General features: G+C 73.5%; 9 protein-coding genes and 3 tRNA genes. 4 read left to right on the top strand and 8 right to left on the bottom strand.

The window, feature by feature from the left end; genetic code table 11:
• Nucleotides 1–233 precede the first annotated feature (233 nt).
• Both ACZ5ON_RS21855 and ACZ5ON_RS21860 read left to right on the top strand, forming a co-directional pair.
• Nucleotides 234–689, top strand: a complete 456-nt coding sequence (locus ACZ5ON_RS21855; RefSeq protein WP_465595065.1) for a globin family protein — start codon at nucleotides 234–236, stop codon at nucleotides 687–689.
• A 10-nt stretch (nucleotides 690–699) separates the two neighbouring features.
• Complete coding sequence (locus tag ACZ5ON_RS21860; RefSeq protein ID WP_465595068.1) at nucleotides 700–1926, top strand: globin domain-containing protein; 1227 nt, start codon at nucleotides 700–702, stop codon at nucleotides 1924–1926.
• A gap of 82 nt (nucleotides 1927–2008) precedes the next feature.
• Here ACZ5ON_RS21860 and ACZ5ON_RS21865 read toward each other — a convergent pair.
• The 3 genes from ACZ5ON_RS21865 to ACZ5ON_RS21875 form a co-directional block, all read right to left on the bottom strand.
• Nucleotides 2009–2084, bottom strand: a tRNA-Arg gene (locus ACZ5ON_RS21865).
• A gap of 36 nt (nucleotides 2085–2120) precedes the next feature.
• Nucleotides 2121–2196: transfer RNA gene (locus tag ACZ5ON_RS21870), tRNA-Arg, on the bottom strand.
• Nucleotides 2197–2326: 130 nt separating this feature from the next.
• Nucleotides 2327–2420 (bottom strand) — tRNA-Ser (locus ACZ5ON_RS21875).
• A 221-nt stretch (nucleotides 2421–2641) separates the two neighbouring features.
• Here ACZ5ON_RS21875 and ACZ5ON_RS21880 point away from each other — a divergent pair.
• Nucleotides 2642–6199 carry a hybrid sensor histidine kinase/response regulator gene (locus tag ACZ5ON_RS21880; RefSeq protein ID WP_465595071.1) on the top strand — a complete coding sequence of 1186 codons (3558 nt, stop codon included), beginning with the start codon at nucleotides 2642–2644 and terminating at the stop codon, nucleotides 6197–6199.
• A gap of 171 nt (nucleotides 6200–6370) precedes the next feature.
• Here ACZ5ON_RS21880 and ACZ5ON_RS21885 read toward each other — a convergent pair whose 3' ends face one another.
• The 4 genes from ACZ5ON_RS21885 to ACZ5ON_RS21900 all read right to left on the bottom strand — a co-directional run bounded on the left by ACZ5ON_RS21885 (nucleotide 6371) and on the right by ACZ5ON_RS21900 (nucleotide 10095).
• On the bottom strand, nucleotides 6371–8032 hold the full coding sequence (locus ACZ5ON_RS21885) for a long-chain fatty acid--CoA ligase (RefSeq protein ID WP_465595074.1): 1662 nt from the start codon (nucleotides 8030–8032) through the stop codon (nucleotides 6371–6373).
• A 131-nt stretch (nucleotides 8033–8163) separates the two neighbouring features.
• On the bottom strand, nucleotides 8164–8568 hold the full coding sequence (locus ACZ5ON_RS21890) for an ATP-binding protein (protein ID WP_465595077.1): 405 nt from the start codon (nucleotides 8566–8568) through the stop codon (nucleotides 8164–8166).
• 81 nt (nucleotides 8569–8649) lie between these two features.
• On the bottom strand, nucleotides 8650–9054 hold the full coding sequence (locus tag ACZ5ON_RS21895; RefSeq protein WP_465595080.1) for an SSI family serine proteinase inhibitor: 405 nt from the start codon (nucleotides 9052–9054) through the stop codon (nucleotides 8650–8652).
• Between the two features lie 111 nt (nucleotides 9055–9165).
• Complete coding sequence (locus ACZ5ON_RS21900) at nucleotides 9166–10095, bottom strand: DUF1906 domain-containing protein (RefSeq protein WP_465595082.1); 930 nt, start codon at nucleotides 10093–10095, stop codon at nucleotides 9166–9168.
• Between the two features lie 149 nt (nucleotides 10096–10244).
• Here ACZ5ON_RS21900 and ACZ5ON_RS21905 point away from each other — a divergent pair, with 149 nt between their 5' ends.
• On the top strand, nucleotides 10245–11189 hold the full coding sequence (locus ACZ5ON_RS21905) for an EamA family transporter (protein WP_465595085.1): 945 nt from the start codon (nucleotides 10245–10247) through the stop codon (nucleotides 11187–11189).
• Nucleotides 11190–11342: 153 nt separating this feature from the next.
• On the opposite strand, the gene ACZ5ON_RS21910 is transcribed toward ACZ5ON_RS21905, so the two are convergent.
• Complete coding sequence (locus ACZ5ON_RS21910) at nucleotides 11343–12707, bottom strand: FAD-binding oxidoreductase (RefSeq protein WP_465595088.1); 1365 nt, start codon at nucleotides 12705–12707, stop codon at nucleotides 11343–11345.
• Between the last annotated feature and the right edge of the window lie 71 nt (nucleotides 12708–12778).

Genomic DNA, 12778 nt, shown 5'->3' on the forward strand with positions numbered 1-12778 from the left:
GCCCATAACATCCGACAAAAAGGAATCACGATCGAGCGTTCGTCATACCTCGACACCTGGATGGCCGCCCGCTGCCACCCGGTCGGCGGCCACTCTCCCACCGACCCCCAGCCGCCGGAAGCGATGCGTTCCGGCCATCTCGTCCGCAGACGACCGAGCTTCACGCCCAATGGTCGACTCTCCGTCAACTCGACCTGTTCGAATCGGTTGGAGGCTCAGTAGAGTCAGCGGCCGTGACGACTGACCCAGTTCTCCTCACCAGCGACTTAGCCCTGGTGGAGCCGCACGGGCCCGAGGCGGCCGTGCGCATCCACCGCCGTCCCTTCGAGTGGTCTCCCGAAGTCCGCAGGCCCCTGGTGCCGCACCCCGACGAGCGGCAGCACCGGCTGCGGGCCGCCCACCGCGCGCCTTTCACCCGGCGGGAGGATTCCGAAGCACTCACCGGCATCCTGCACGCCCGGCACGCGGGCCACAGCGCGCTCCAGGCGCACCACCCCGCGATCGCGCACTTCCCCTCCGTCGCGCCCTCCCCCGCCATCACGCGCTGCCCCGCCGTCGCACACCACCCCGCCGGCGAGGCGCGGACGCCTCGGACCGCGCCCTCCCGGGACGCGGTGCACCAGGTCGCCACCGAGGTCATGGGCGGCGCGCCGGCGGCGGGCCCCGCGCCGACCGGCACCGCCGGCTGAGGGCCGCGCGGTGCCCTTGGACCCTGCGGTGCTCCGGGCCAGCTTCGCCGTCGTCGAGCGCCGCGCCGACCACCTGGTCAAGTACTTCTACGCCCACCTCTTCGCGCACAATCCGGGCGTCCGGGAGCTCTTCCCCGCCGAGCTGTCCGAGCAGCGCGAGCGCCTGTTCGCCGCGCTGACCCAGATCGTGCTCCGGCTGGACAGCGGCGAGCGGCTCACCGACTACCTGAGCGCCCTGGGCCGCGACCACCGCAAGTTCCAGGCTTCGGCCGAGCACTACCCCGCCGTCGGCGCCAGCCTGATCGCCGCCATCCGACACTGCTCCGGCCACTCCTGGACGCCGGAGATCGAGAAGGCCTGGACCGAGGCTTACACGGTGGTCTCCCAGACGATGCTGCGGGCCACCCGGGCGCTGCCGGACGGGGCGCCGGCCCGCTGGGAGGCCGTGGTGACGGCACGTCACCGCGCGGCGCCCGACATCGTGCGGCTCACCCTGTGCCCCGACCGGCCGTACCCCTTCCTGGCCGGGCAGTACCTCTCGCTCTGCTCGCCACGGCGGCCCCGGGTCTGGCGGCCGTACTCGATCGCCAACGCCCCCCGCGCCGACGGCACGCTGGAGCTGCACATCCGCCGGGTGCCGGACGGGCTGCTCAGCACCGCCCTGGTCAACGACGTGGTGCCCGGCGAACGGCTGCTGCTCGGGCCGCCGGTCGGCGACGCCGTGCTGGACCCGCACTCCCTGCGGCCGCTGCTCGCCGTGGCCGGCGGGACCGGCTGGGCGCAGATCAAGTCGCTGGTCGAGCAGCGCGCCGCCTGGGCCCGGCCCGGCTCCCCCGCCTGGGCCACGGTCTTCCTCGCCGCCCGGGACGACGCCGACCAGTACGACCTGGACGCGGTCCGCACCCTGGTGGCCCGACACTCCTGGCTGGAGGTGGTGCTGGCGGCACCCGCCGACGGCGCCGACCGGGAGGAGGCCGTCGAACTGCTGCGCGAGGGACTGTGCCGGTACGGCGCCCATCGGTGCGGCGGCTGGGCCGGGCACGACATCCGGCTCAGCGGCCCGTCGGACCTGGCGCCGGCCGTGGCCGAACTGCTGCTCGCGCTGGATGCCGAGCCCGAGCTGATCCGGCACGACCCCGTGCCGCCGACGTTCAACCGGAGCCGGCCGCTGACCTCGTCCGACTGGTTCCTCGACCAGCGCGACGTGCCCTGGATCAACCGCACCGAGCTGGGCTGAGCCGGCCCGGGCAGACGGAGTGGATCTTGAAGAATTCCTCCGGAACGACGAAGGCCCCGGACTCTCGTCCGGGGCCTTCGACTGGTGCGCTCAGCAGGATTCGAACCTGCAACCTCTTGATCCGTAGTCAAGTGCTCTATCCGTTGAGCTATGAGCGCTAGGGATACCCCCGAGGGGGCACCTTCGCGGCGGTTTGGTGCGCTCAGCAGGATTCGAACCTGCAACCTCTTGATCCGTAGTCAAGTGCTCTATCCGTTGAGCTATGAGCGCTCGCCCTGTCGGCCGGGGCCTGCGGGGCGTTGCGGGGACAACATTACATGACCTGCGACCTGGGACGAAATCCATTGCCCCGGGATGCACGAAGGGCCCCGTCGGCGTACTGCCGACGGGGCCCTTCCGGTGGCGGAGGCTGAGGGATTTGAACCCTCGATCAGGAATAACCCCGAAACCGCATTAGCAGTGCGGCGCCATAGACCGGACTAGGCGAAGCCTCCTTCACATGGACTGCACCGGCGGACCGGATGCACTCCGTGCGAATGCGATGATGCCACAGCCAGGGGCTCCGACACCAACCACCGCTTACGTTACTAGGCAGGTCATCCAGAGCGCAAAGAAGAATGAGATACTTCAGCCCCCCGAGGAGAGCGCGAGCCGCGAGTCGTACGCCGCGACGGCACAGCCGTCAGTGACGAAAGCCGTGAGGAGACCTGTCGACGTGAGCAGCAGGCCGATCCGAGGCGCTGCTCGCCTCGCCGCCATACTCGATGCCCTGCCCGACGCGCTGCTGCTGGTCAACAGCAACGGCACCGTCGTGGACGCCAACAGAGCCGCCGTGCAGGCCATGCAGGCCCCCGGGACCTCGCTGGTCGGGCGCGGGGTGCTGGATCTGCTGCCCGAGTTCGACCCGAGCCGGATCCCGGGTTCGATGCGCCCGGCGGCCGCCGAACCGGACGGCCTGGACCGCCCGGTCCGGATGACCGCCCGGCGCACCGACGGCAGCACCTTCCCGGTCGAGGTCTCCGGCAACGACTTCACCGACGACGGCGCGGGCAGCGGTGGCGCGGGCGCGGCGTACGGCTTCGAGCCGTACCGGGACCCCACCAGCAGCCGGGACCTGCTGCTGCTCCTGGTCCGCGACCTCTCCAGCCGGCTCGGCGTCGAGGCGGAGCTGCGGCGGCAGCACAAGCAGACCGAGATGATCCTGCGGGCCGCCGCCGAAGGCGTGCTCGGCGTGGACCTGGACGGCCGGGTGGTCCTGGTGAACCCGGCCGCCGCGCACATCCTCGACTACCGGGCCAGCGAGCTCGGCGGGCGCGAGCTGCACCCGCTGATCCAGCACTCCCAGGCGGACGGCAACCCGCTGGCCCTGGAGGGCTCGGCGCTGCTGGACACCCTGGTCTCCGGCCGCAAGCACCGGGTGCGCGGCGCCGTGCTCTGGCGCAAGGACGGCACCCCGGTGACGGTGGACCTCACCACCGCGCCGGTCCGGGACGGCGAGCAGCTGGTCGGCGCGGTGATGACCTTCACCGACCGGACCAGGGAACTCGCCCTGATCGCCCGCAACGAGCACCTCACGGCGGTCCTGGAGGGCGAGCTGGGCGGCGCGCTCACCGCCCTGCACCGCCGGATCGACGCACTGGCGGCCGACCCGGCCGGACAGCTCTGGCCCGAGGCCAACTGGACGCTGCGCCGGCTCGCCGACGAGTGCCGCCGCTTCGGCACCCTGATAGACGGGGTGCTGACACACCAGAAGTTCGAACGCGAGGTCGAGGCCGGCAAGCGGACGCTGGAGCGCGCACCGATCGGCCTGGACAAGGTCGTCCAGCGAGCCGTCGAACTGGCCGGCGACCTGGTCGGGCCCGACCGGGTCCGCTACTCGGTGCACGCCGCCGCCGTCGAGGTCACCGCCGACCGGGAGCGCTTCGCGCGCGCACTGGCCCACCTGGTGGCCGACGTCAGCGGGATCGGCCACCAGGTGGCGGCCGCTGCGGCGGCCGGAACGGACGGCGAGGACGGCGCGCCCGGCGGCGGCCAGCTCGGCATGCCCGTGCTGCCTCCGGTGGGCGGCGACTCGCCGATGGTGGTGCTGGCGGCCGCACAGCGCGGCGAGGTGGCCCGCATCGAGGTGCGCGGCCCCGCGCGCGTCAGCAGCCCCGTGCACCTGCCGATCGCGCGCAGCACCGTCGAGCGGCACGGCGGCGTCCTGCAGCGGCACGAACTGCCCGGCCAGGCCGGGACGACGTACGTGGTGGAGCTGTCGCTGGACCCGGCGGCCGTCGCGCGGGCGGCCGCGAAGTCGACGGCCGACGGTGGGCGGAGCGTCCCCAGGGAGACCGACACCGCGATGCTGCCCGACCTGCCGGACGTCCCGCCCGCGCCGGGCGGCGCCGGCGAGGGCACCGCGGCCGGTGCGGATGCCGCCACGGGCTCGGCCGCGAGCGGTGACGCACGCGCCGAGGACGCTGCCGCCGAACGCGGTTCGGCCGGTGCTTCCGCCGGTGACGGCGCGGGCGGCCGGGCGGCGGACGGCGGTGCGCGCGGGCCGATCGCTCTGGGCCCCGGCGGGCCCACTGCGGACGCGGCGCCGGGATCCCCGGCCGCTCCCGCGCCCGCGACGCCGACCCCGGCCGCACCGGCCAAGGAGGAGACGGGCCGCACGGGCCGCCGTCGGCGCGCCACGCCCGCCGGCGAGGAGTCCTCGGGAGCGCTGTCCCTGCCCGGCGTACCCGACCCCGGCACGCCGCTGTACCCCGGCCTTGAGAACGCCCTGCCCGCGAGCCCGGAGGCACCGCCGGTACCGGCCACGCCTGCGCCGACCGGGCGCCGGCGCAGGCTGGCCGTGCCGCCGCAGCCCGACGCTCCGGCGGGTGACCCGGTCGCGGCCCCGTCCGCCCCGGCGGGTGACCCGGTCGCGGCCCCGTCCGCCCCGGTGGTGGAGCCGGGCCGGCCGATCGCGCTCGAGCCCGCTCCGGCCGCTCCGCAGGCCCAGCCCTCGCCCGCCGCGCCCGAGGCCCCGGGCGGGCGTCTCGCCCTCCCCGCGCCGTTCGGGCAGCAGGACGCCGAGACGCGCGGCCCGTCGGCGCTTCCCGTGCCGTTCGGGCAGCAGGGCGGCCCCGAGGCGGGCGCCGCTCTGCCGGCGACGGTGGGGCAGCGGGACACCGGGCAGGCGCCCGGATCGCAGACCCCGGACCAACGGGCCGGCAGCGGTCAGGCGCAGCCGGTGGGCAGCGGGCTGGGCGAGCTGGCACCGCCGCGTCCGCTCGGCGGGTTCGCCTCGGCCTTCCCGCAGGCGTTCGCGCAGGTGCCCCCGGTACCCGCCCAGTCCCCGGTGCAGACTTCGCCGCAGTCGCCGGGCGCGGCGGCGGACGGTGCGCGTCCCGCGCTGCCCGCGCTGGCGAGCGCCCCCGACGCGCCGGCGCACGTCGAGCCGCGTACGCCCCCGCGCCCGGTGGCCGAACTTGCCCGTTCCAGCGCCGAGGAGGCGGGCCGGGAGCCGGCTTCGATGCCCGACTACCCGACCATGGTGTCGTCCGCCGTGGACGGCGGGCCGCGCCGCCTGCTGGTCTGGCCCGAGCCCGACCCGTCCACCAAGACCGCGCTCCAGGACCGCGGCTACCGCCCGGTGATCGTCCGCTCCCGCGAGGAGGTCGACTCCCAGGTCTCCGGCTACCCCGCGGCCCTGTTCGTCGACCCGCTGACCGGGCCGATCACCCGCACCGCCCTCCAGTCGCTGCGTACGGCGGCGCTCAACCAGCGGATCCCGGTCCTGGTCACCGCCGGTCTGGGCCAGGCCAACAAGGACGCCGCGTACGGCGCCGACCCGGCCGTACTGCTGCGCGCCCTGGCCCCGCGCGACAGTGAGAACCACGCCGCGCGGGTCCTGCTGGTCGAGTCCGACCCGGACATCGCGGCGGCGCTGATCGGCAGTCTGGAACGGCGCGGCATGCACGTCGAGCACGCGGTCTCGGAGAGCGACGCGGTCTCCCGGGCCAGCAGCGTGCAGCCCAACCTGGTGGTGATGGACCTGCTCCAGATCCGCCGCCGCCGGGTCGGTCTGCTCGACTGGCTGCGCGCCAACGACCGGCTGTACCGCACCCCGCTGGTCGTCTACACCTCGGTGGACCTCGACCCGCAGGAACTCCCCCGGCTGCGCACCGGCGAGACGGTCCTCTTCCTCGCCGAGCGTTCCACCACCGAGGACGTCCAGTCCCGGATCGTCGACCTGCTGGCGCGGATCGGCGCGATGGGCGAGGTCAGCACGGCTGGCCGGTAGCTCAGCGGCCCGGAGGCCCGGGACCGACCGGAACGCGGAAGCCCGCGCGGGCGGCCCCGCCGCGGCGGTGCGCGGCCCCGGACGCGGTCTCCCGTGCACCGGGACGGTCCTGCAATGGGTACCGACCCGCGGGGCCGGCCGCGTGTACGGCCGGCCCCGCGGACCCTCGCCCTACTCCTTGCCGAGGACGGTGACGGCCAGCTGGTCGGCGGCGTAGTCGGCGCGGATGACCTTCTTGTCGAACTTGCCGACCGAGGTCTTGGGCACCGAGTCCACCAGGGCCCAGCGCTCCGGGAGCTGCCAGGAGGCGACCCGCTCGGCGAGGAAGGCGCGCAGGGCCGGGAAGGCGACGGTGGCGCCCGGGCGCAGGACCACGGTGGCGAGCGGGCGTTCGCCCCACCGCTCATCCGGGACGGCGACCACGGCGGCCTCGGCGACCTCGGGGTGGGCCATCAGGTGGTTCTCCAGCTCGACTGAGGAGATCCACTCGCCGCCCGACTTGATGACGTCCTTGGCCCGGTCGGTGAGGGTGAGGAAGCCGTCCGGGGTGATGGTGCCGATGTCGCCGGTGCGCAGCCAGCCGTCCTCGCTGAACTTGTCGTCGGGCCGCTCCGGGTCCTGTCCGGCGCCGCCGAAGTAGGCGCCCGCGATCCACGGCCCCCGGATCTCCAACTCGCCCGCCGCCACGCCGTCGTGGGGCATCCGCTCGCCGCCGGGGCCGGTCAGGCGGGCCTCGACGGAGGCCGGGAAGACGCCCTGGGAGATCCGGTACGGCCACTCCTGCTCGGCGGTCAGTCCGCCCGGCGGCTGGGCGAAGGTGCCGAGCGGGGAGGTCTCGGTCATGCCCCAGGCGTGCACCACGTTGATGCCGTGGCGCTCCTCGAAGGTCTTCATCAGGGAGGGCGGGCAGGCCGAGCCGCCGATGACCACCATGCGCAGCGAGGAGGTGTCGTAGTCGCCGTGGTCGAGTTCGTCCAGCAGGCCGGTCCAGATGGTGGGGACGGCGGCGCTGACGGTCGGGCGGACCCGGGTGATCATCTCCGCCAGCGGCTTGGGCTGGAGGAAGCGGTCCGGCATCAGCAGGTCGGCGCCCGACACGAAGGCCGCGTGCGGCACGCCCCAGGCGTTCACGTGGAACATCGGGACCACCGGCAGCACGGTGTCGCGGCCGGTCAGCGCGAAGGTGTCCGCGGAGTTGACCTGCAGGCAGTGAAGGTAGACCGAGCGGTGGCTGTAGAGCACGCCCTTGGGATCCCCGGTGGTGCCCGAGGTGTAGCAGAGCGCCGCCGCCTCGCGCTCGTCCAGGTCGGCCGGCCAGGGGTACTCGGCCGGCCGCCCGGCGATCAGCTCCTCGTACTCGTGGACGGTGCCGCCGAAGCCGGCCAGCAGCGAGCGGTCGCCGTCGCCGCTGACCACGATGTGCTTCAGCGTCGGGTTGAGCTGCGACAGCACGCCGGCCAGCAGCGGGAGCACGCTGCCGTTGACGATGATCGCGTGGTCGGCGGCGTGGTTGATGATGTACGCCAGCTGCTGGGCGGGCAGTCGGAGGTTCAGCGTGTGCAGCACCGCACCCATCGAGGGCACGGCCAGGTACGCCTCCAGGTGCTCGGAGTTGTTCCACATCAGCGTGCCTATTCGCTGGTCGCCCGAGACCCCGAGCTCGTCGCGCAGCGCGTACGCGAGCTGTGCGGCCCGGGCCCCGACCTCGGCGAAGGTGCGGACCACCGGGCGGTTCCCGTCCCAGGTGGTCACCGTCGAGCGGCCGTGGATGGTGGATCCGTGCGCGAGGATCCGGGAGACGGTGAGTGGTACGTCCTGCATGGTGCTGTACAAGGGGGTCCTCCTTGACCGGGCGAGCTCTGAACTCACGGTCCGCTACTGATTGGTAGCAAATCCGGCTCCGCCCGATTCTGGCGTGCTTGCGTCCCGATGTCAGCAAATGGGCCCCGGATGAGACGAGTCGCTCACCCGGGCGCCACCGAGACCGCCGGCCAGACGGTCTTGCCGTACCGGCCGTCGGACTCCACACCCCATTCGTCCGCGAGCGCCTCGACCAGGAACAGGCCCCGGCCGCTCTCCCCGCTCGCGCTTCCCGGCAGCGGCGCGACGGGCGTCGGCGACGGGTCGGCGACGGCCATCCGCAGTGCGCCGCTGCGCAGTTCGAGAACGATCGCCGGAGCGCCGCCGTGACGGAGGGCGTTGCCGAGCAGCTCGGAGAGGAGCAGGCACGGGGTGTCGGGATCGAGCGCCATCGAGGCGAGCAGGTCCCGGAGGAGATGCCGAACGACGGGGACGACACTCAGAACGCCTGACGTGCCGCTGCACCCAGACCTCACCCGCCAGAGTGAGTAGCCGCTCCAGTTTTGCACCCGCAGGGCAATGAGGACCGGCTGATGTGCCGGGCGCCCCTCCCCCCGAGGGTGGGGCGCCCCTGCGCACCGGCCGGGCCGTCAGAAGACCGGACTGGTGGCGCGCTGCAGGTGGCAGAGGTTGGGGAAGGTCTTCTGCCAGGTGACCTGCTGGCCGTTCCAGTCGCCGTACGCGGTGGCGGTGACCGGGTCCTGGACGTCCGGGCAGATGCGGTGCCGGTCGCCGGCGAGGCGGTTGATGTCCCCCTCGGCGATGGTGAGGGCGGCGCAGGCGCGTTCCGGGGTGGGGTGGCCGCCGCCGTCGGGCTTGCAGGTGAGGAAGTAGTCCTCGCCGGCGGAGTCGTCCGCGTCGCGGACGACGTTCAGCTGGAAGAAGCTGCTCTCGGCCGCGGGGACGGCGGGAGCCGGGGAGATGCTCAGGGTGGTGGCGGCGACTAGGACGACAGCGGCGGAGGCGGCGAGCCTGCGGAGCCCGGTGGCGGTCATGCCTCACACCCGACCACGCGGGATCGGAGTGACCAAGCCGCGCTTCCGTCGAACGAGTGAGCCCGGCAGGGAAGTTCGCGCTATGGAGTGACCACCGGGCCGCCGGGAGGCCTACGGCCCGACCGCCACCAGGCCGTCCAGCTGGTCGCGGTCGACGTTCAGGGTCGTACCGGCGTACGTCTCGTCGGCGCTGCCCCGGTACTGGTGGATGCGCTGGTGCCGCGTCCACATGTCGTCAGGCGGCGCGTCCTGGCCGTCGGTGACGTCCCGTCCGTCCCAACGCGCGTACCAGATGACGTCGGGCATCGGGGCGCTGCCCGCCCGGCTGGCGGCGATGATGTCGGCGACCCCGGAGTTCACGCTGGAGTAGAAGCCGGAGTGGTACCCGGCGGAGTGCAGCGTCTGGGTCCAGCCGAGGGTGAAGTCGACCACCGCCTGGCTGCAGGCCTGGTCGCCCGGCGGGTACGCCTCGATGTCCAGGTAGACCGGGCTGCCCTGGCCGAGGCCGAGCGCCTGCAGGCTGAGCACCGCCTCGGCGGCCTCCTCGCCGCCCTGCTGGATGGCCCGGGCCGGGTCGATCCGCTTGGGCTTGCTCTTGATCTTGGCGCACGGCGCCTGGAGGCCGACGTGGGTGGGCACCAGCTCCCAGCCCATCGCGCGGACCCGGGCGACCCAGTCCGCCGTGAGCCTGGACTGGTCGCAGGCTCGCTGGCTTCCGCTGCTGTAGATGCCGACCGCGCCGTACGGGGAGGCGATGTGCCACAGCTCCATGGCGTCCAGCGGCGGAGCGCTGCAGGCGTCGAAGCCGGCGCCGGTGAAGTAGCGCTTCGGCAGCGCCTCCGAGCCGCGGCCGGTCTCCTGGAGCACGGTCGGCGGCCCCGGCGGACGCCCGGCTGCCGGACGTCCGCCCACCGAGCGGGTGACCGCGGCGACCGCCTGGGCGTCCAACACCCGCTGGCCCGGTGGCGGGACGTTTCGGTCGGTGGCGAGGAGCAGAACGAGGGAAGCCGCCGATAGCGCGGCCGGACGGAGGTAGCGCACCGTCCTTTGATACTGACCCGTCATCGACCGGCCGCTCCGCCGCGCCGGAGGGTGATGGCCGTTCACCCGTCCGTGACGGCTGTCCGCAGCCGAGAAACAGCATTGTAATGAGTTTGGACGTGGTTCGGGTATTACGTCACACTCGTCCCATGTCCACAGCCAGTACCTGCGAGACCGCTGTCCAGGTCTCGCCCGGCCCCTCGTCCGTCCATCCCCTGCGGCGCCGGCTGAACGTTCCGGCGCCGCTGCTCTGCGTCACCGCGATGTTCGCCGTCCAGCTCGGCATCGCGTTCTCCCGACCGCTCTTCGGGCCGCTCGGGGTCAGCGGCGCGACCTTCCTGCGGCTGGCGGCCGCCGCGGTGATCCTGCTCGCTCTCACCCGGCCGCGGCTGCGCGGCCGCAGCCGGCGCGACCTCGCCTCGGCCGGGCTGCTCGGCGTGGTCTCCGCCGGCATGACGCTGTGTTTCGCCGGTGCTGTGGACCGGCTGCCGATGGGGACGGCGGCCACCATCGAGTTCCTCGGGCCGCTGGCCGTCGCGCTGGCCTTCGCCCGGCGGGCCAGCCACCTGGTCTGGGCGCTGCTGGCCGGAGGAGGGGTCGCGCTGCTGACCCTGGTCGGCGCCGAGGGCGGCGGGGACGGCGGCTCGGGCGGCCTGGACCCGGCCGGGCTCGGCCTGGCCTTCGCCGCCGCGGCCTGCTACGCGGGCTACATCCTGCTGACCGACAAGGTCGGCGCGGCCTTCAAGGGCTTCGAGGGGCTGGCGGTCTCGATCACCGTCGGCGCGCTGGTGATGCTGCCGGTGGGGATCGGCCCGGCCTGGCACGGGCTCTCCGAGGCCGACAGCCCCTGGCCGCTGCTGCTCGCGGTGGCCGGGGTGGCACTGCTGCTGCCGGTGATCCCGTACGCGCTGGAGATGTCGGCGCTGCGACGGCTGCCGCAGCGTGTGTTCAGCGTGCTGGTGAGCCTGGAGCCGGCGGTCAGCGCGCTGGTCGGGCTTATGGTGCTGCACCAGGTGCTGGGGGTGGCACAACTCGCCGGGATCGCCTGTGTGGTGATCGCCAGCGTGGGCGCGACGTTGGCGGGTCGGCGGTAGGCCGCACGGCCGGCGCGAGCGGTGGGTCCGTACGGCCGGCGCGAGCGGTGGGTCCGCACGGCCGGGCGCGACTTGACGTGAACGTGGTGGTGGGCGGTGCCGGAGTCCGGTACCGCCCACCGGCGTTCCGTGCGTCGGACGATCCGCTGACCGTCAGATGGTCTTGCCCGGGTTCATGATGCCCAAGGGGTCGAAGACGGCCTTGATCTGCCGCTGCAACTCGATCCCGACCGGACCGAGTTCGCGAGCCAGCCAGTCGCGCTTGAGCAGACCGACGCCGTGCTCCCCGGTGATGGTGCCACCGAGTTCCAGGCCGAGTGCCATGATCTCGTCGAAGGACTCCAGCGCCCGGGCGGACTGTGCCTCGTCGGTGGCGTCGAAGACCACCACGGGGTGGGTGTTGCCGTCCCCGGCGTGGCAGACCATGCCGATGGTGAGCCGCTGCCGGTCGGCGATCCGGGCGACCCCGCGCAGCATCTCGGCCATCCGGGAGCGCGGTACCGCGACGTCGTCGATCATCGTGGTGCCCAGCCGGTCCAGTGCGGGCAGTGCCAGCCTACGGGCCTCAAGCAGCAGGTCGGACTCGGCCCGGTCCTCCGCCGGAACCACCTCGCCCGCACCGGCCGCCCGGCACAGCTCGGCCACCGCGGCCAGGTCCTCGGCCTTGCCCGGACCGTCGAAGGCGACCAGCAGCAGCGCCTTGGTGGCGTCCGGCAGTCCCATCCTGGCCATCTCGTTGACGGCCCGGACGGTGGTGGCGTCCATCAGCTCCAGCAGGGACGGGACGAACCCCGCCGCCATCACCTCGCAGACCGCCGTGCAGGCCGCGTCCGTACTCGGGAACTCCGCCGCCAGCGCCAACTGCGGCGCGGGCGCGGGCCGCAGGGCCAGTACCGCCTCGACCACCACGCCCAAGGTGCCCTCCGAGCCGACCAGCAGCCGGGTCAGGTCGTAGCCGGCGACCCCCTTGGCGGTGCGGCGACCGGTGCGCAGCAGCCGTCCGTCCGGCAGCACGACGTCGAGCCCGAGGACGTACTCGCTGGTCACGCCGTACTTCACGCAGCACAGGCCGCCCGCGCCGGTTCCGATGTTCCCGCCGATGGTGCAGGACTCCCAGGAGGACGGGTCCGGCGGGTAGGCGAGGCCGTGCTCGGCGGCGGCGCGTGACAACTCGGCGTTCACCACGCCGGGTTGGACCACGGCGATCCGGTTGACCGGGTCAAGTTCCAGGATCCGGTTCATCCTCACCATGGAGAGCAGGATGCAGCCGTCCACCGCGTTGGCGCCGCCGGAGAGGCCGGTCCTGGCGCCCTGCGGCACCACCGGCACCCGGAGTTCGGTCGCGGTGCGGAGGACGTGCTGCACCTGCTCGACGGTCTCCGGGAGGACCAGGACGGCGGGTTCGCCGGCCGCGCAGAATCCCGCCATGTCGTGGCTGTAGGCGGACGTCACGTCCGGGTCCAGCACGACGGCCGCCTCAGGCAGCCCCTCCAACAGCCGTCCCGCCAGATCAGCCATGACAGCCTCCGCTCCTCGGGTCCGCCCGGACGCGTACCCGGCATCCGGTCCGGGGCGAACTCTGCCCCTCC

This window comes from Kitasatospora sp. NPDC032150, from assembly GCF_055579945.1.

What these genes read in the sequence shown, in the direction of transcription:
- ACZ5ON_RS21895 (WP_465595080.1), bottom strand. Translation starts at nt 9,054, where the DNA reads ATGACCGCCACCGGGCTCCGCAGGCTCGCCGCCTCCGCCGCTGTCGTC.
- ACZ5ON_RS21905 (WP_465595085.1), top strand. Translation starts at nt 10,245, where the DNA reads ATGTCCACAGCCAGTACCTGCGAGACCGCTGTCCAGGTCTCGCCCGGC.
- ACZ5ON_RS21910 (WP_465595088.1), bottom strand. Translation starts at nt 12,707, where the DNA reads ATGGCTGATCTGGCGGGACGGCTGTTGGAGGGGCTGCCTGAGGCGGCC.